Raw genomic sequence first — 18721 nt, 5'->3', positions numbered from 1 at the left:
AACAGTGCAGAAAGTGCGTGAGCCTAGGAGGCGCGGTGTGAAGTGCGGGGAGCGGCGGCGGCCGTGGGGAGGGGTGCCTGGGCGGCCCTGGTCACATCCGCGACCAGTTCGACCACGTCCGGGCCGTACGCCTGGGAGTTCACCACCTTCAGCAGCAGCACGAAGGTGTGGTTGCCGTGCTTGCGGGCCAGCCGCTCGTGGTTGCGGGCGAGATAGCGGGTGGCGGCCTGGTTGGTGATCGCGCGCTGACCGCAGAAGAGGAACACCGGTCTCGACTGGCCCGCGGTGATCCGGGCCAGCAGGACGTATTCGGTGACCCCGGCGTCCATGCGGTACCGCTCGCTGCCGATCTGGAAGGCGCCGCGGTCCGGGCCGGGTTCGGGGTCGATGTTGACGCGTACGCCCGGCAGCATCGCCGACATGTGGGCGAGCATCCGCCGGTTCGACGCCGGGCCGCCGACACAGAACTCGGTCCGTTCGCCGAAGCCCTGCTGGGCCGCGTCCTGGGTGACGACCTGGGCGTTCGCCCCGCAGTCCTTGATGAGGGCGGACAGTTCCAGCAGCGCGAACACGTCGTGGCGGTGCACCGCCAGGTCCGGGCTGCCGGCGTCCCGGTTGACCACGAGCAGCGACTCGGAGTTGTCGGGCAGCCCGAAGAAGGCCTGCTTGCGGCGGAGCTTGCGCTTCCACAGGTAGGTGCGGGCCAGCCAGCCGAGCGCGGCGCTGAGACCGGCCGCGATCACGCCCAGGACGATGTTGCGCACGTCGTCAGTCATGGGGGCGCATGGTAGCGGGCGCAGGGAAATGGTGTTCGAGGGCGGCGGTTTGGGCTCCTGACGCGAGCATGCCCATGGATTAGGCTGCCCGAACGGTCCCTGACTGGAGGTGCGGATGCGTCGCCCTGTCGTGCGGAAACTGACGGTTCTGGCAGTGTCGGCCGCCGTGGTGTCGGTGGGGGCCGCGGCGCCCCCGGCGCCCCGGACGACGCCGGTGGAGAAAGTCCCGGTCGCCGTCGGCCACGGCGGCGCGGTGGCGAGCGTCGACGCGGACGCCTCCGCCGCCGGCATCGAGGTGCTGAGGAAGGGCGGCAACGCCGTCGACGCGGCCGTGGCCACCGCCGCCGCGCTGGGCGTCACGGAGCCGTACTCCGCCGGGATCGGTGGCGGCGGTTACTTCGTCTACTACGACGCCCGGTCCCGTTCGGTGCACACGATCGACGGCCGTGAGACCGCGCCGCTGACGGCCGACGAGAAGCTGTTCACCGAGAACGGCAAGGCGATTCCCTTCGCCGAAGCGGTCACCAGCGGACTGAGCGTCGGCACCCCCGGCACCCCCGCCACCTGGCAGACGGCGCTGAAGAGCTGGGGCAGCAAGCCGCTGCGCACCCTCCTGAAGCCCGCCGAACGGCTGGCCCGCGACGGCTTCACCGTCGACGCCACCTTCCGCGCTCAGACCGCGTCCAACGAAGCGCGGTTCCGGAACTTCCCGGACACCGCGAAGCTCTTCCTGCCCGGCGGTGAACTGCCCGTCGTCGGCTCCACCTTCACCAACCCCGACCTGGCACAGACCTACGAGGAGCTGGGCCGCAAGGGCGTCGGCGCGCTGTACCGGGGCAAGCTCGCGAAGGAGATCGTCGACACCGTCAACGAGCCCCCGGTGGACCCGGCCTCCGGCTACCACGCCCGCCCCGGCGACCTGTCGCTGAAGGACCTGGCCGCCTACCGCACCAAGAACCAGGCGCCCACCAAGACCTCGTACCGCGGTTTCGACGTCTACGCGATGGCACCCTCCTCCTCGGGCGGCACCACGGTCGGCGAGGCGCTCAACATGCTGGAGCGGACGGACCTGTCGAAGGCGAGCGAGGTCCAGTACCTGCACCGCTACATCGAGGCGAGCCGGATCGCGTTCGCGGACCGGGGGCGCTGGGTGGGCGACCCGGCCTTCGAGGACGTACCGACGAAGGAGCTGCTGTCGCAGCAGTACGCCGACTCGCGGGCGTGCCTGATCAAGGACGACGCGGTGCTGACCAGCCCGGTCGCGCCGGGTGACCCGCGTGACCCGGCGGCGTGCTCCGCGGGCGGCACGGCGGCCCCGACGACGTACGAGGGCGACAGCACCACCCACCTCACCACGGCCGACAAGTGGGGCAACGTCGTCTCCTACACGCTCACCATCGAGCAGACCGGCGGCAGTGGCATCACCGTCCCGGGGCGCGGCTTCATCCTCAACAACGAGCTGACGGACTTCTCCTTCACCCCGGCCAACCCGGCGGTGCACGACCCCAATCTGCCGGGTCCGGGCAAGCGCCCGCGGTCGTCGATGTCGCCGACGATCGTGCTGGACGAGCACAGGAAGCCGGTGGTGGCGCTGGGTTCGCCCGGCGGCGCGACCATCATCACCACCGTGCTGCAGACGCTGACCGGTTTCCTGGACCGCGGACTGCCGCTCGCCGACGCCATCGCCGCACCGCGAGCCAGCCAGCGCAACGCCGCCCAGACCGACGTGGAGCCCGGGCTGTACGACGACAGCGAGGTGCGCGAGCGGTTGCAGGACATCGGCCACTCCTTCCGCCTCACCCAGGAGATCGGCGCGGCCACGGCCGTCCAGCGCCTGCCGGGTGGCAAGTGGCTGGCGGCGGCGGAGAAGGAACGGCGTGGGGGCGGGTCGGCGATGGTGGTGTGGCCGGTGCGGTGACGCTCGTGCGGCCGCGCTCTCGCCGGCGGTTACGCCGTTGCGCTCTCCGTCCGGAACGTCAGCCTGCCGTTCTCCGTGTCCACCCTCACCCGGTCGCCCTCCTGTACCCGGCCGTCGAGGAGGAGGCGGGAGAGTTCGTTGTCGACCTCGCGCTGGATGGTGCGGCGCAGTGGGCGGGCCCCGTACTCCGGCTGGTAGCCCTGGCGGGCCAGCCAGTCCACGGCCGGGTCGGTGAACTCGACCAGGATGCCCTGGGCCTGCATCAGGCGGCGGGTGCCTTGCAGCAGCAGGTTGGTGATGCGGTGCAGCTGATCCGGCGTGAGCTGGCGGAAGACGACGATCTCGTCGATACGGTTGAGGAACTCGGGGCGGAAGTGCTCCCGCAGCGGCCGCAGGATCTGCTCGCGCCGCGCCTCCTCGTCCGCCTCGGCGTCGCCCGCGCCGAAACCGATTCCCGCACCACGCCGGGTGATCGCCTCGGAGCCGAGGTTGCTGGTCATCACGATCACCGTGTTGGTGAAGTCGACCGTGCGGCCCTGGGAGTCGGTGAGGCGGCCGTCGTCGAGGACCTGAAGGAGGATGTTGAAGACGTCGGGGTGCGCCTTCTCCACCTCGTCGAGCAGCAGCAGTGAGTACGGGTGCCGGCGCACGACCTCGGTGAGCTGCCCGGCCTCCTCGTGGCCGACGTATCCGGGCGGCGCGCCGACCAGGCGGCTGACGGTGTGCCGTTCCTGGTACTCGCTCATGTCGAGCCGGACCATCCGCTCCTCGCTGCCGAACAGCGCCTCGGCGAGGGCCCGCGCCAGCTCCGTCTTGCCGACGCCGGTCGGGCCGAGGAACAGGAAGCTGCCGATCGGCCGGTCCGGGCTGGCGAGCCCCGCGCGGGAGCGCATGACCGCCTCGGAGACGACCCGGACCGCCTCGTCCTGGCCGATGACCCGCTCGTGCAGGTGCTCCTCCAGGCCGAGCAGCCGTTCCTTCTCCTCCTCGGTCAGCCTGCTCACCGGGATGCCGGTCTGCCGCGACACCACCTCGGCGATGGCCTCGGCGGTGACCTCCAGGTTCTGTCCCTCGTCGGCCTCCTCGTCGCCGCTTGCCTCGGCGATCCGCCGCTTCAGCTCCGTGATCCGGTCCCGCAGCTGCGTGGCCTGCTCGTACTGCTCGGCGGCGACGGCCTGGTCCTTGTCCCGGACCAGCTGCTCGGCCTCCCGTTCCAAGGCCCGTACGTCCGTGCCCTTGGTGCGGGCGCGCAGCCGCACCCGCGCGCCCGCCTGGTCGATCAGGTCGATGGCCTTGTCGGGCAGGCGGCGGTCGGTGAGATAGCGGTCGGACAGCTCGACGGCGGCGACCAGGGCCTCGTCCGTGTAGCGGACCTGGTGGTGGGCCTCGTAGCGATCGCGCAGGCCACGCAGGATCTCGATGGCGTCCGAGGCAGTCGGCTCGGGGACCAGGATCGGCTGGAAACGGCGGGCGAGCGCCGCGTCCTTCTCGATCCTGCGGTACTCCTCCAGGGTGGTGGCGCCGACGATGTGCAGCTCACCGCGGGCCAGGGCGGGCTTGAGGATATTGCTCGCGTCCATGGAGCCGCCCTCGCCGCCGCCACCCGCGCCGACGACCGTGTGCAGCTCGTCGATGAAGATGATCAGCCGGTCGGAGTTGGCGCGGATCTCGCCCACGATGGTGTTGAGCCGCTCCTCGAAATCACCCCGGTAACGGGTTCCGGCGACCACACCGGGCAGGTCCAGGGCGATCACCCGCCGCCCGATCAGTACGTCGGGCACGTCACCGTCGGCGATCCGCTGCGCCAGCCCCTCCACGATCGCGGTCTTGCCCACCCCCGCGTCACCGATGAGCACGGGGTTGTTCTTGCCGCGCCGGGACAGCACCTCGATCGTCTGCTCGATCTCCTCGTCCCGCCCGATCACCGGGTCGATACGGCCCTGACGGGCCAGGTCGGTGAGATCACGGCCGAACTTGTCGACGGTCGGCGTGGCCGCCGGGCGGGCCTGCTCGGGGCGCGCCTGCGTGACGTCCGGGGCCTCCGGCGGCAGGCCGGAGGGGGCGAAGCGGGCCGCGTTGAGGATGTGCCCGGCGGCGGAGTCCGGGTTGGCGGCGAGGGCGCTGAGCACATGCTCGGGGCCGATGTAACCGGTGCCGCTCGCGCGGGCCAGGTCGTGCGCGTCCAGCAGGGCGCGCTTGACGGCCGGGGTGAGCGATAGCGAGGTGGGCGGCGGGACCTCGCCCTGCGGGTGCTGGACCGGGCCCGAGCGCTCGTCGATCTCCGACGCCAGGGTGTCGGGGTCCGCGCCGGCCCGACTGAGCAGGCTCCGGGTCGGCTCGCTGGCGAGCGCCGCGCGCAGCAGGTGCTGGGTGTCGAGATCCCGGCTGCCGTGTTCGGCGGCGTACTGGGCGGCGCCGCGCACCAGGTCCCGGGCCGGCTGACTGAGCAGCCGGCCGATGTCGATCTGGCGGGGCCCCGGGCGGGGGCCGCCGAAGAAGCGGGCCAGGAATTCTCCGAACGGGTCCGGGTTCATGCCCTCCGGGCCAGGGAAGCCGCTGGTCATCACAGTTCCGTTTCGCTGATCGGCGTACCGGTGTGCACGAGTGCGCCGGCGCTGCGCGGCTAAACGTGGGGCACGCTCCTTAACACCTTGGCACGATCGGGGGTGGGCGGCATGTGGGGCGCCTACCGTCTGGCCGTGAGGATGCGGGGGCCGGTCTCCGTGATCGCCACCGTGTGTTCCGCGTGGGCTGCGTGTGAGCCGTCGGTTGTGCGGAGGGTCCAGCCGTCGGGGGACGCGTGGTAGTCGTCCCGGCCGCCTGCGATGAGCATGGGTTCGATGGCCAGGACCATGCCCTTGCGCAGGGGGAGGCCGCGGCCCGGGCGGCCCTCGTTCGGGACCGAGGGGTCCTCGTGCATACGGCGGCCGATGCCGTGGCCGCCGAAGCCGTCCATGATGCCGTAACCGGCCTTGCGGCAGACCGTGCCGATGGCGTGGGCGATGTCGCCGATGCGGTTGCCGACGACCGCCGCCTCGATCCCGGCCGCGAGGGCCCGCTCGGCGGTCTCGATCAGGCGCAGGTCGGCGCGGCGGGGGCGGCCGACGACGAAGCTGATCGCCGAGTCGCCCACCCAGCCGTCCAGCTCGGCGCCGCAGTCGACGGAGAGCAGGTCGCCGTCGCGCAGCCGGTAGCCGGTCGGGATGCCGTGCACGATCGCGTCGTTCACCGAGGTGCAGATGACGGCCGGGAAAGGCGTGGGCGCGAAGGACGGGCGATACCCGAGGAAGGGCGACGTCGCGCCCGCCTCGCGCAGCACCTCGCGGGCCACCTCGTCCAGCTCCAGCAGGGAGACGCCCACGGCGGCGGCCTCGCGTACGGCCGTGAGGGCGCGGCCGACGACCTGGCCCGCCGCGTACATGGCGTCGATCGATGTGTCTGTCTTCAGCTCCACCATGCCAATTACTATACCGGTATTACAATGACGGTATGGTGCGCACCCCTCTCACCCCCGAAGAGCGTGAACGCGGCGAGCGGCTCGGACAGCTGCTGCGCGAGGCCCGTGGCGGCCGCAGCATGACCGAGGTGGCGGCTCGGGCGGGTATCTCCGCGGAGACCCTCCGGAAGATCGAGACCGGACGGGCCCCGACCCCGGCCTTCTTCACGGTGGCCGCGCTGGCCCGCGCGCTCGGTCTGTCCATGGACGAACTGGCCGGAGCCTGCGCGCCGGTTGGCGTCTGACGGCAGGGTCGGTTGCAGGGCTGATGTCACCGTCGCGACGTGGCTGATCTGAGGCCTCTGCGTCCCCTCGGAAAACTTCCCGTAGCGAGCCCGTAACACGACTGGTGTTGTCTACGGGCCGGAGTTGTCCGTCCTTACGGGGGTTGCGCGATGGCAGTGGATCAACTCCCGGCTCGGCTGCGGGAGTTCGCGAACTACCTGAACGGCCTGCTGGCGCGCCTGGATCAAGGCGCCGGGTGGTGCGCGGTGTTCTGGCAGCGCGATCCGGAGGGCATGCGGGCCTGCCTCGACGGGCGGGAGGTGCCGCCGTGGGACGTGGTCGAGGCGCTGCTGCACGATCTCGCCGCCGAGTACGGCCCCGAGGTCGCCGCCCCCGAGGAGGAACGGGCCCGCCCGCTGCACGCCGCCGCGCTCACCGCGTACGACGCCCGCCCCGGCGGCCGGGACGCCCTCGGGAACCGGCTCGACGTCATGCTCCGCGAGCAGCGGTACGCCGCGGAACGGGTCGCCGAGCTGGGGCGATTGCTGCCCACCGCCGCGAGTCAGGAGGACGCCGACGCCATCCGCCTGGACCTGGCGTGGGCCCGCGACGACCATGACCGGGCGACCGCCCGGTGCGCCGAACTCCGGTCTCGCATGGCGGAGTTGGACCGGCGCTCGGTGGGCGGCGGTCACGTGCGGGGCGCACAGCTGATCCGGCCGCGGAGTGCGGGGGAGAGGCAGGGACACGGGCCCGTGCTGCGCACGGAGGCCGGTCCGTACGGCTCACCGGGCGCCCACCCTTCCGGCGACGACGCGGGCGTAGCCACTCCCGACCCGGGCACCCCTTCCGTCCCCGGCAACTTCGCCGCCCCAGCCCCTGTCGCCAACGACCCCACCACACCGACCCCGACCGCCCCCACGCAGCCCACCCCCTTCGCCCACGAGCCCCGTCACCCCACCGCCTATGACCCGGCTCAGGCCTACGAGGGCTCAGAGCCCGCCGCCTTCGACCCGGGCCGTGTTCGTGAGCCCCGGCGGCCCACTGCCCATGACCCGGCTCAGGCCTACGACGGCTCACAGGCCGCCGCCTTTGACCCGGGCCGCGTCCGTGAGCCCCGGCGGCCCACTGTCCACGACCCGGCTCAGGCCTACGACGACTCAGAGCCCGCCGCCTTCGACCCCGGCCGCGTCCGCGAGCTCCGGCAGCCCACCGCCGACAACCCGGCCCAGGCCTACGAGGGCTCGCAGGCCGCCGCCTTCGACCCGGCTCTCGCCCGTGAGACCCCGCATCCCACCGCTTTCGACTCAGCCCCGGCCCCAGCCCGCAGGACCCCGCGCCCGTCGGCCTTCGACTCAGCCCCAGCCCCGGCTCGCGGGACCCCGAGCCCGTCGGCCTTCGACCCGACCCCAACCCCGACTAGCGGGACCCCGAGCCCGTCGGCCTTCGACCCGACCCCAACCCCCGAGCCCCCGCAACCCCCAGCCTCCGACCCGGCCCCCGCCTCCACCCCCGAGTCCCCCCGCCCCGCCCCCAAGCAACGCAAACGCCGCCGCGGCAGCGCCCGTTTCGCCGGGATGGTCGAGGAGGAGGCCGCCCCCACTGTCGTACCGCCGGGCGCCGTACCCGTACTGCCCGCCCCGGACCCCACCACCGGTCGTACCCTGCGCGGCGCCCGTTTCGCGGGGGCGGCCGAGGAAACGGGCGGGCGGCCGGAGCCGGAGGTTGAGGTGGTGGACGCGGTGGCGCGGCGGGACGTCGCCGGGATGGTCGAGACGCTGGTGCGGCTGCGCGGTGAGGGGCGCACGGGTGAGGCGCACGTTCTGCTGGTCGAAGCCGCCTATTGGCCCGCCGCCCGCTTCCCCCTGCTCGCCGCCGAAATGGAACGCGCCGGGCTCGGTGCCGACTGGGCGACGCTGCTGTGGGAGGCCGCCTCGCTGCCCGCCGAACAACTGGTCGCCGCCGCGGACGCGCTGGTCGCGGCGGGCCGGGACGCCGACGGGGAGCAGATCCTGCGGCAGGGCGTGGGGCGGCCCGCCGGTGAGATCGGCCGGGCCGTGCTCGGGCTGGCCCGCGAGGGCCGTCGCCGCGAGGTGCGGGCGCTGCTCGACGCGTACGTCCGGGTCCGCACCCCCGAGGAGGCCGCGCGCAGCGCCGAGCCCGACCCGCAGACCCTGGCGCCGCTCCTGCTGGAGGCCGCGCAGGGGGTGTCCGCCGAGCGGCACTGGGACCTCGTGCACGCCCTGCGTGTCGCCGGTCTCACGACGTAGCCACCCGTGATCACCCACAGGGGTGTGAAACAGCGCCGACTCCGCGGGTTAACGACGATGGTCTTGGCAAGGCCTTCACCTAGGCATACGTTCGTGCCTCTACAGCCCGCTCTACGGGCGTAGAGGCGCTGACGTCCCGTCGAAGGAGCAGCTCATGGCGAACGTCGTCCGTGCCGCTCTGGTCCAGGCCACCTGGACCGGCGACACCGAGTCCATGGTGGCGAAACACGAGGAGCACGCCCGCGAGGCGGCCCGGCAGGGTGCCAAGGTCATCGGGTTCCAGGAAGTCTTCAACGCCCCTTACTTCTGTCAGGTCCAGGAGCCGGAGCACTACCGGTGGGCCGAGCCGGTGCCGGACGGGCCGACCGTACGTCGTATGCGGGAACTGGCCCGCGAGACCGGCATGGTGATCGTGGTGCCGGTCTTCGAGGTCGAGCAGTCCGGCTTCTACTACAACACCGCGGCCGTGATCGACGCGGACGGCTCCTACCTCGGCAAGTACCGCAAGCACCACATCCCGCAGGTGAAGGGTTTCTGGGAGAAGTACTACTTCAAGCCCGGAAACCTCGGCTGGCCGGTGTTCGACACCGCCGTCGGAAAGGTCGGCGTCTACATCTGCTACGACCGCCACTTCCCGGAGGGCTGGCGCCAACTCGGGCTCAACGGCGCCCAGCTGGTGTACAACCCGTCCGCTACCCACCGAGGTCTGTCCGCCTATCTGTGGCGGCTGGAGCAGCCCGCGGCCGCCGTCGCCAACGAGTACTTCGTCGCCGCCATCAACCGCGTCGGGGTCGAGGAGTACGGCGACAACGACTTCTACGGGACGAGCTACTTCGTCGACCCGCGGGGGCAGTTCGTCGGTGAGGTCGCGAGCGACAAGACCGAGGAACTGCTCGTGCGCGACCTCGACCTCGACGTCATCGAAGAGGTGCGGCAGCAGTGGGCCTTCTACCGCGACCGCCGCCCCGACGCCTACGAAGGGCTGGTGCAGCCGTGACCAAGGACCTGCTGGGACGCCACCGGGCCGTGCTCCCCGACTGGCTCGCCCTCTACTACGACGAGCCGATCGAGATCACCCACGGCGAGGGCCGGCACGTCTGGGACGCCGACGGAAACCGGTACCTCGACTTCTTCGGCGGCATCCTCACCACGATGACCGCGCACGCCCTGCCCGAGGTGACGAAGGCGGTGAGCGAACAGGCCGGGCGGATCATCCACTCGTCCACCCTGTACCTGAACCGCCCGATGGTCGAACTCGCCGAGCGCATCGCCCAGTTGAGCGGCATCCCGGACGCCCGCGTCTTCTTCACCACGTCCGGCACGGAGGCCAACGACACGGCCCTGCTGCTGGCCACGACGTACCGCCGCAGCAACACGATCCTGGCGATGCGCAACAGCTACCACGGCCGCTCCTTCAGCGCCGTCGGCATCACCGGCAACCGCGGCTGGTCACCGACCTCCCTGTCCCCGCTGCAGACGCTGTACGTCCACGGCGGCGTGCGCACCCGAGGGCCGTACGCCTCCTTGAGCGACGACGAGTTCATCGCGGCCTGCGTCGAGGACCTCACCGACCTGCTCGGCCACACCCGCCCGCCCGCCGCACTGATCGCCGAGCCCGTCCAGGGCGTCGGCGGCTTCACCTCACCGCCGGACGGCCTGTACGCCGCCTTCCGCGAGGTGCTCCACGAGCGCGGCATCCTCTGGATCGCCGACGAGGTGCAGACCGGCTGGGGCCGCACCGGCGACCACTTCTGGGGCTGGCAGGCGCACGACCGCAGCGGCCCGCCGGACCTGCTCACCTTCGCCAAGGGCATCGGCAACGGCATGTCCATCGGCGGGGTCGTCGCCCGCGCCGAGATCATGAACTGTCTCGACGCCAACAGCATCTCCACCTTCGGCGGCACCCAGATCACCATGGCGGCGGGCCTCGCCAACCTCACGTACCTGCTGGAACACGACCTCCAGGGCAACGCCCGACGGGTCGGCGGGCTGCTGATCGAGCGGTTGCGGGCCGTGGCCGCGCAGGTGCCGGCCGTGCGTGAGGTGCGGGGACGCGGATTGATGATCGGCATCGAGGTGGCGCGGCCCGGCACGGACGAGGCCGATCCGCAGGCCGCGTCCGCCGTGCTGGAGGCGGCCCGCGCGGGCGGGCTGCTCATCGGCAAGGGCGGCGGACACAACACCAGCGCCCTGCGCATCGCCCCGCCGCTGTCCCTGACCGTCGCGGAGGCCGAGGAGGGCGCCGCCATCCTCGAACGCGCTCTGAGGAGCATCGGCTAGTGCCCCGGCAGGCAACGTTTGCCCGTCAAGGAGCGGCGTCGTGGGGGTCCCCCCGCTCGAGCGCAGCCGAGAGTGGGGGAGCGTGCTCTCGGCGTGCCGGCCGGAAGCCCTCGTACTGGATGTACTTGGGCTTTCGGCCGGTGCGGCGAGAGGGCGTGCCGGGCGTCGCGACGGGGCGAACGTTGCCTGATGGGGCACTAGGCACTGGTACGAGCAAGGGAACGCCGCCATGACCACCACCTTGGAGTCCTGGGAACCCTTGGAACCGGCCCTGTCGGTCCGGCAGGTCCTCACCCTGGAACGGGTGCTCGCCGGGGAGCCCGAAGTGGTGGCCGGCGCGAGCCAGCTGGACCGGCCGGTGCGCTGGGTGCACGTCGCCGAGGCCGCCGACGTCGGGGTGATGCTCAGCGGCGGCGAGATGGTCCTCACCACCGGCGTCCTGCTCGCCGGTGACCCGGACAAGCAGGCCGAGTACGTCCGGTCGCTGCACCGCGCGGAGGCGGCGGCCGTCGTGCTCGGCCTCGGCCGCGCCTTCCCCGCCGCGCCGGACGCGATGCGGCGGGTCGCCGAGCGGTGCGGGCTGCCCCTGGTCGTCCTGCACCGCCCCTTCCCGTTCGCCGAGCTCACCGAGGAGGTCCAGTCCCGGCTGGTGCGGCGGAAGTTCGCCGCCGTCAGCCTCTCCGAGGCCGTACGCACCGAACTCACCGCGCTGATCACCTCCGGCGCCCCCTTGCAACGCCTGCTCGACGAGGTGGCCCGGCACAGCGCCTGCCCCGTCGTCGTGACCAACCTCGCCCACCGCGTCCTCGCCACGGCGGGGGAGCGGCCGGCCGTCGACGACGTGCTGCGCGACTGGGAGCGCATCGCCCGCCAGGCCGGCGGCAGCGAGGGCGACGGCTGGATCCGCGCCGAGCTGAGCGGGCGCGGGGAGCGGTGGGGACGGATCGTGCTGTGCGGTTACCGGGGTGACACCGCCACCGGGCGACTGCTCGCCGACCGCGCCGCCGAGGCCCTCGTCCTGCACCGGATGCTCGGCGGCCCGTCGGGCAGCTGGGAGGAACAGTCGGCGCAGAGCCTGCTGACGGATCTGATCAGTGGCGTCGTACCCGCGCGGCAGTTGCTGCCCAGGGCACGGGCGGCCGGGCTGCCGGTCAACCGGCGCACCTTCGTGCCGCTGGTCGTGCGCGACCGTGAACCGGACCGGCTGGACCGCGTGATGCGCCTGCTGGGGCTGCCCGGAATCGCCGCCGAACTCGCCGACGGTGCCACCGCCGTGCTGCTCAGCCTCGCCCGGGACCAGGACGCCGAGGCGCTCACCGCCCACTTCGCGGCCCGGCTGCGGTCCACGTCAGGGCCCGTCGCCGCCGCGGCACCGCGCACCGACTGGGACGACGTGCCCGCCGGGCTGCGCGAGGCGCGGCACGTCGCCGACGCCGTGGCGGACTCCTCGGCCGCGCTGGACCTCCCGGCGGTCGTCCGCTTGAAGGACGTACATCTGCGGGGCCTGATCCGGCTGCTGCGGGACGACCCGCAGGTGCAGTCCTTCGCCGAGCGGGAGCTGGACGGGCTGCTGTGCGGGCCGGACGACGAGGCGGGAGCCCTGCTCGCCGTACTGCGCACCTATCTCGCCACCGGCCGCAACAAGTCCCGCACCGCCCAGCTGCACCATGTCTCGCGGCCCGCGCTCTACCGCCGCCTGGAAGCCATACAGGCGCGGCTCGGGGTGGACCTCGACGACTTCGAGCAGGCCGCGTCGGTGCACATCGCGCTCCTCGCACATGACGCGCAACAGGGGTGAAACATGCGACGACCTGGGAAAACGGTGGTGAAACATGAGCCTGCCGAAGGGTGACACGGTGACACGCCGCAGCGTCGCAGACGTGACACAGTGCACCTCAAAGACGACATCCGGACTTCCTAGGCTCACCGCACACCGAGCTACCGGAGCGACCGGAGGTCCCGATGAGCCGAGTGATCCGCGCCGCCGTCTTCCAGACCGCATGGACCGGCGACAAGGAGTCGATGATCCAGGTGCACGAGCAGGCCGTGCGCGACGCCGCCGCGCAGGGCGCCCAGGTCCTGTGTTTCCAGGAGCTGTTCTACGGACCGTACTTCTGCCAGGTCCAGGACCCCGCCTTCTACGAGTACGCCGAGCAGATCCCCGAGGGCCCGATCGTCCGGCGCTTCCAGGCCCTCGCGAAGGAGCTGGGCATCGTCCTCGTGCTGCCGATGTACGAGGAGGAGCAGCCCGGCGTCCTCTACAACACCGCCGCCGTGATCGACGCGGACGGCTCCTACCTCGGCAAGTACCGCAAGACGCACATCCCGCAGGTGAAGGGGTTCTGGGAGAAGTTCTACTTCCGGCCCGGCAACAGCGGCTGGCCGGTCTTCGACACCGCTGTCGGCAGGATCGGCGTCTACATCTGCTACGACCGTCACTTCCCGGAGGGCTGGCGGGCGCTCGGCCTCGCGGGCGCCGAGCTCGTCTTCAACCCGTCGGCCACCTCACGCGGCCTGTCCGCCTACCTGTGGCAGCTGGAGCAGCCTGCGGCGGCCGTCGCCAACGAGTACTTCGTCGGCGCGATCAACCGGGTGGGGGTCGAGGAGTACGGAGACAACGACTTCTACGGCACGAGCTACTTCGTCGACCCGGAGGCCCAGTTCGTGGGGGAGGTGGCGAGCGACAAGGAGCCCGAACTGGTCGTCAGGGACCTGGACATGGCGAAGCTGCGAGAGGTCAGGGACCGCTGGCAGTTCTACCGGGACAGGGCACCGGGAGCGTACGGTCCCCTGACGACGCCGTAAGGAGCGACGTACCTCAGGGGCGCGGGGCTGTGCTCGATGTGCGGCTGCCGCCGCGCGGGCGCGACCAGCCACAAACAACCCGCACACACCCACAACGAGGAGCGACCCGGACATGACCACCCGAACACTCATCCGCGGCGGCCTCGTCATCACCGCCTCCGACGAGATCCACGCCGACGTCCTGATCGAGGACGGCCGTATCGCCGCCCTCGCCACCTCCGGCACCCCGGCCGCCGAGGCCTGGACGGCCGAGCGGACGATCGACGCCACCGGAAAGTACGTCATCCCGGGCGGCGTCGACGTCCACACCCACATGGAGCTGCCGTTCGGCGGCACCTTCGCCTCGGACACCTTCGAAACCGGCACCCGCGCGGCAGCGCACGGCGGCACCACGACGATCGTCGACTTCGCGGTGCAGAGCGTCGGCCGCACCCTGCGCGAGGGGCTGGACGCCTGGCACGCCAAGGCCGAGGGCAACTGCGCCATCGACTACGGCTTTCACATGATCGTCTCCGATGTGAACGAGGAGACGCTCAAGGAGATGGATCTGCTGGTGGAGGAGGGGGTGACCTCCTTCAAGCAGTTCATGGCGTATCCGGGCGTCTTCTACAGCGACGACGGCCAGATCCTGCGCGCCATGCAGCGCTCCGCCGACAACGGCGGGCTGATCATGATGCACGCGGAGAACGGCATCGCCATCGACGTCCTGGTCGAACAGGCGCTCGCCCGCGGGGAGACCGATCCCCGGTATCACGGGGAAGTGCGCAAGGCGCTGCTGGAGGCCGAGGCCACGCACCGCGCCATCCGGCTCGCGCAGGTCGCCGGGGCGCCCCTGTACGTCGTGCACGTCTCGGCGATGGAGGCAGTCGCCGAGCTGGCCAAGGCACGCGACCAGGGGCTCAACGTCTTCGGCGAGACCTGCCCGCAGTATCTGTTCCTGTCGACCGACAACCTCGCCGAACCCGACTTCGAGGGCGCGAAGTACGTGTGCAGCACTCCTCTGCGGCCGCGCGAGCACCAGGCGGAGCTGTGGAAGGGGCTCAGGACCAACGACCTTCAGGTCGTCTCCACCGACCACTGCCCCTTCTGCTTCGTCGGGCAGAAGGAACTCGGCCGCGGCGACTTCTCCAAGATCCCCAACGGGCTGCCGGGCGTGGAGAACCGTATGGACCTGCTCCACCAGGCCGTCCTCGACGGGCACATCTCACGCCGCCGCTGGATCGAGATCGCCTGCGCCACCCCGGCCCGGATGTTCGGCATGTACCCGAAGAAGGGCACCATCGCGCCGGGCGCCGACGCAGACGTCGTGATCTACGACCCGCACGCCGAGCAGATCATGTCCGCCGAGACGCACCACATGAACGTCGACTACTCGGCGTACGAGGGGAAGCGCGTCACCGGCCGCGTCGAGACCGTGCTCTCCCGCGGCGTCCCCGTCATCACCGAGCGGGAGTACACCGGGCACGCCGGGCACGGCGTCTACACCCCCCGCTCCACCTGTCAGTACCTCAACTAGGAGCGGTGCCCATGGACTTCGGACTCGTGCTGCAGACCGACCCGCCGGCCTCCCGGGTGGTCTCCCTGATGAAGCGCGCCGAGCGCAACGGGTTCACCTACGGCTGGACCTTCGACTCGGCCGTGCTCTGGCAGGAACCGTTCGTGATCTACAGCCAGATCCTCGCGAACACCCGGAAACTGACGGTCGGGCCGATGGTGACGAACCCCGGCACCCGCACCTGGGAGGTCACCGCCTCCACCTTCGCCACGCTCAACGACATGTTCGGAAACCGCACGGTGTGCGGTATCGGGCGCGGCGACTCGGCGATGCGGGTGGCCGGCCGCAAGCCCAACACGCTGGCCCGGATCAGCGAGGCCATGAAGGTCATCCGGGCGCTGGGCAGCGGCCGGGAGGCCGACCTCGGCGGCACGGTGATCAGGTTCCCGTGGATCAAGCCGGGCGCCCAACTGCCCGTATGGATGGCGGCGTACGGGCCCAAGGCGCTGAAGATGACCGGCGAGGAGGCGGACGGGTTCATCCTCCAGCTCGCCGACCTGTATCTGACCGAGTACATGGTCAAGGCGGTCAAGGACGCGGCCGTCGCCGCCGGGCGCGACCCTGCCGAGGTGACCATCTGCGTGGCCGCCCCCGCCTACGTCACCGAGGACGACTCGCCCGAAGCCCTGGCGCACGCGCGGGAGCAGTGCCGCTGGTTCGGCGGGATGGTGGGCAACCATGTCGCCGACCTGGTCGCCAAGTACGGCGAGCACTCGGCGGCCGTACCCGACGAACTCACCGACTACATCAAGGCCCGTGAGGGCTACGACTACTCCCACCACGGGCGCAGCGGAAACCCCGACACCCGGTTCGTGCCGGACGAGATCGTCGACCGGTTCTGCCTCATCGGGCCGGTCGAGAGGCACATCGAGAAACTCAACGCGCTGCGTGAGCTGGGCGTCGACCAGTTCGCGGTGTACGACATGCACGACGCGCAGGAAGCGGTGATCGACGCGTACGGCGCACAGGTCATCCCGGCGGTCAACGCCTGATCCACCACCCCCGGGGTCAACGCCTGACCCACGCTCCACCCCGACCCCCCCCACACCTTGTCCCCCCTCTCCGCTCCCCCGGAGAGGGGCCCAAGGCCAGCCCCGCACGGCCTCTCCCGTCCCACCTTGTCGATTGGCCTGCCCATGACCGAAACAGTCCCCACGGGGTCGCCCGCCGCCCGGACCGCCGACACCGACGGCCGGATAGAACTCGCCCCCGAGGCCTTCCCCACCGACAGTCCGTTCGCCAACGAGGACCTGCGTCCCGTCCCGGTCGCCGAGCGCAAGTGGACGACCTACAACTTCGCGGCGCTGTGGATCTCCATGGCGCACTGCATCCCCAGCTGGACCCTGGCCTCCGGCCTGGTGGCGCTCGGCATGGACTGGAAGCAGGCGGTCTTCACCATCGCGCTGGCCAACGTCATCGTGCTACTGCCGATGCTGGCCACCGGCCACGCCGGCCCCAAGTACGGCATCCCCTTCCCGGTGCTCGCCCGCGCCTCCTTCGGGCTGCGCGGCGCCAACGTCCCGGCGCTGATCCGGGCGGCGGTGGCGTGCGGCTGGTTCGGCATCCAGACCTGGATCGGCGGCAGCGGCATCTTCGTCCTCGGCTCCAAGCTCACCGGCGGTGAGTGGGAGAAGGCCGGGCAGATCGCCGGCAACCCCTGGCCGTTGTGGCTGTGCTTCATCCTGTTCTGGGCCGTGCAGATCGCCATCATCTACCGCGGCATGGACTTCCTGCGGCACTTCGAGAACTGGGCCGCGCCCTTCGTGATCGTCGGCGCCTTCGTGCTGCTGATCTGGATCGCGGTGGAGGCAAACGGTTTCGGCGAGTTGCTGTCGCAGCCCTCGCAACTCGGCTGGGGCGCGGACTTCTGGCCGGTCTTCTTCCCGTCCCTCATGGGCATGATCGGCTTCTGGGCGACCCTCTCGCTCAACATCCCCGACTTCACCCGCTTCGGCGCCAGCCAGCGCGCCCAGACGTGGGGTCAGTCACTGGGCCTGCCCACGACGATGACCCTGTTCGCGATCCTCGCCGTGCTGGTCACCTCCGGCTCCGAGGTGGTCTACGGCGAGGCGATCTGGGACCCGGTCGTCCTCGCCGCCAAGGCGGACAACGTCTTCGGCCTGCTCTTCGCGCTCATCACCGTGCTGGTCGCCACCATCTCCGTGAACATCGCGGCCAACGTGGTGTCCCCGGCGTACGACCTGGCCAACCTGGCGCCGAAGTTCATCAACTTCCGTACCGGCGCGCTGATCACGGGCGTCATCGGCGTCCTGATCTTCCCGTGGAAACTGATCTCGACGCCCGAGTTCTACATCTTCACCTGGCTCGGCGTGGTCGGCGGCCTGCTCGGCACGGTCGCGGGCATCCTGATCGCCGACTACTGGATCGTCCGGCGTACGGTCCTGCATCTGGCGGATCTGTACACGCCGGGCGGGCGCTACTGGTACACCTCCGGCTGGAACTGGCGGGCCCTGGTGGCGTTCGTGGTCGGCGGTGTGCTGGCCGTCGGCGGGTCGTACTCCTCGGTGAACGCGGACGGAGTGAAGTCCGGCCCCTTCCCGGCGGACGGCGTGATCCCGTTCCTGAAACCGCTCGCCGACTACGGCTGGGCGGTGGGCCTGGCGGCCTCACTGCTGCTGTACGTGGCGCTGATGCTGCCGCGTGAGCGCACCGCGTCCTGACAGGTCGCCCGTCGGAGGGCGGTCGGCCTACTGACCGCCCTCCAGCGCCGCCACCGCCTCCTTGGCCGCCTTGATCGCACCCTTGTTGATCTCGTCGGAGCTGGGCGCACCCTTCGACTCGAAGTCGGAGCCGTTGTACGTCACGACCACCAGCGCGTTGGAGGCGCGCGCGATCACCACGCCCTCGCGGGTCTTCTGGTCGTCCTCGGTGGTGAGGTTCACGACGGAGTAGGCCGCGTCCCCCACGCCGGGGACGACGCCACCGCCGCTCTTCTCCTCGACGCGCTGCTGGTACTGCTTCTGCGCATCGTCGTCCGAGTCGCGGATCTCGAAGGAGACGTCGAGCCAGCGGTAGTCGTAGCCCTTGAGGGCGTTCCAGGAGCAGGTGCGGCGCACCGAACTGTCCGTCGAGGCGATCTCCTTCCCGGCCGTCTTGGCGCCCGGTACCAGCGACGTGATCGTCTTCTTGGCGAGGCTGCCGCACGGCGCCGGGGCCTTGGTGTACGTCTTCGGCACGGCCGTCGAGGACGGTGCCGAGGCGGACTGGGTCCCGGTCCTGTCCGCCGCCTTGTCCTGGGCGGCGGGCGCGGCGGACTCCGGGCCGGAGGTGAGCGCCCAGCCCGCGCAGGCGAGCACGGCGACCGGGGTCAGGCGCGCGGTGAGAGCGAGCGGCAGAGGTAGGGAACGCACGGCGCACTTCTCGTGGGGGATGGTG

14 protein-coding genes are annotated in these 18721 nt (G+C 71.2%); 10 read left to right on the top strand and 4 right to left on the bottom strand.

Features of this window, described 5'->3' with window-relative positions:
* Positions 1 to 23 precede the first annotated feature (23 nt).
* Complete coding sequence (locus HJD23_RS06035; RefSeq protein WP_171109376.1) at positions 24 to 776, bottom strand: hypothetical protein; 753 nt, start codon at positions 774 to 776, stop codon at positions 24 to 26.
* 115 nt (positions 777 to 891) lie between these two features.
* Between HJD23_RS06035 and ggt the strand changes: the two genes are divergently transcribed.
* Positions 892 to 2694 carry a gamma-glutamyltransferase gene (gene ggt / locus HJD23_RS06030; RefSeq protein WP_171133992.1) on the top strand — a complete coding sequence of 601 codons (1803 nt, stop codon included), beginning with the start codon at positions 892 to 894 and terminating at the stop codon, positions 2692 to 2694.
* A 29-nt stretch (positions 2695 to 2723) separates the two neighbouring features.
* On the opposite strand, the gene HJD23_RS06025 is transcribed toward ggt, so the two are convergent.
* Positions 2724 to 5258 (bottom strand): ATP-dependent Clp protease ATP-binding subunit, encoded by a 2535-nt coding sequence (locus tag HJD23_RS06025; protein ID WP_171109377.1) that lies wholly within the window; start codon positions 5256 to 5258, stop codon positions 2724 to 2726.
* Positions 5259 to 5380: 122 nt separating this feature from the next.
* Complete coding sequence (map, locus tag HJD23_RS06020; RefSeq protein WP_171109378.1) at positions 5381 to 6151, bottom strand: type I methionyl aminopeptidase; 771 nt, start codon at positions 6149 to 6151, stop codon at positions 5381 to 5383.
* A 32-nt stretch (positions 6152 to 6183) separates the two neighbouring features.
* On the opposite strand from map, the gene HJD23_RS06015 reads away from it, so the two are divergent.
* From HJD23_RS06015 to HJD23_RS05975, 9 genes are all read left to right on the top strand, one after another.
* The gene (locus tag HJD23_RS06015; RefSeq protein WP_171109379.1) at positions 6184 to 6435 is read left to right on the top strand and encodes a helix-turn-helix transcriptional regulator; all 252 of its coding nucleotides are present in this window, start codon (positions 6184 to 6186) and stop codon (positions 6433 to 6435) included.
* Between the two features lie 150 nt (positions 6436 to 6585).
* Entirely contained in the window at positions 6586 to 8685 is a 2100-nt protein-coding gene (locus HJD23_RS06010; RefSeq protein ID WP_171133991.1) for a hypothetical protein, read from the top strand.
* A 154-nt stretch (positions 8686 to 8839) separates the two neighbouring features.
* Positions 8840 to 9682: a nitrilase-related carbon-nitrogen hydrolase gene (locus HJD23_RS06005; protein WP_171109381.1), complete on the top strand. Its 843-nt coding sequence runs from the start codon at positions 8840 to 8842 to the stop codon at positions 9680 to 9682.
* Entirely contained in the window at positions 9679 to 10965 is a 1287-nt protein-coding gene (locus HJD23_RS06000) for an aspartate aminotransferase family protein (RefSeq protein ID WP_171109382.1), read from the top strand. The genes HJD23_RS06005 and HJD23_RS06000 overlap by 4 nt, the downstream gene beginning before the upstream one ends.
* A gap of 229 nt (positions 10966 to 11194) precedes the next feature.
* The gene (locus HJD23_RS05995; RefSeq protein WP_171109383.1) at positions 11195 to 12763 is read left to right on the top strand and encodes a PucR family transcriptional regulator; all 1569 of its coding nucleotides are present in this window, start codon (positions 11195 to 11197) and stop codon (positions 12761 to 12763) included.
* Positions 12764 to 12927: 164 nt separating this feature from the next.
* Positions 12928 to 13770: a nitrilase-related carbon-nitrogen hydrolase gene (locus tag HJD23_RS05990; protein WP_171109384.1), complete on the top strand. Its 843-nt coding sequence runs from the start codon at positions 12928 to 12930 to the stop codon at positions 13768 to 13770.
* A 112-nt stretch (positions 13771 to 13882) separates the two neighbouring features.
* Positions 13883 to 15286, top strand: coding sequence for a dihydropyrimidinase (gene hydA / locus HJD23_RS05985; protein ID WP_171109385.1), 1404 nt, complete (start codon positions 13883 to 13885; stop codon positions 15284 to 15286).
* 11 nt (positions 15287 to 15297) lie between these two features.
* Positions 15298 to 16317, top strand: a complete 1020-nt coding sequence (locus HJD23_RS05980) for a TIGR03842 family LLM class F420-dependent oxidoreductase (RefSeq protein ID WP_171109386.1) — start codon at positions 15298 to 15300, stop codon at positions 16315 to 16317.
* 144 nt (positions 16318 to 16461) lie between these two features.
* The gene (locus HJD23_RS05975) at positions 16462 to 18006 is read left to right on the top strand and encodes an NCS1 family nucleobase:cation symporter-1 (RefSeq protein ID WP_171109387.1); all 1545 of its coding nucleotides are present in this window, start codon (positions 16462 to 16464) and stop codon (positions 18004 to 18006) included.
* A gap of 27 nt (positions 18007 to 18033) precedes the next feature.
* On the opposite strand, the gene HJD23_RS05970 is transcribed toward HJD23_RS05975, so the two are convergent.
* Positions 18034 to 18696 (bottom strand): hypothetical protein, encoded by a 663-nt coding sequence (locus HJD23_RS05970; RefSeq protein WP_171109388.1) that lies wholly within the window; start codon positions 18694 to 18696, stop codon positions 18034 to 18036.
* Positions 18697 to 18721 lie beyond the last annotated feature (25 nt).

It is taken from the genome of Streptomyces sp. Z423-1 (genome assembly GCF_013009255.1).
Taxonomy (GTDB): domain Bacteria; phylum Actinomycetota; class Actinomycetes; order Streptomycetales; family Streptomycetaceae; genus Streptomyces; species Streptomyces gossypiisoli.
This window is presented reverse-complemented; position numbering and strand designations above follow the sequence as displayed.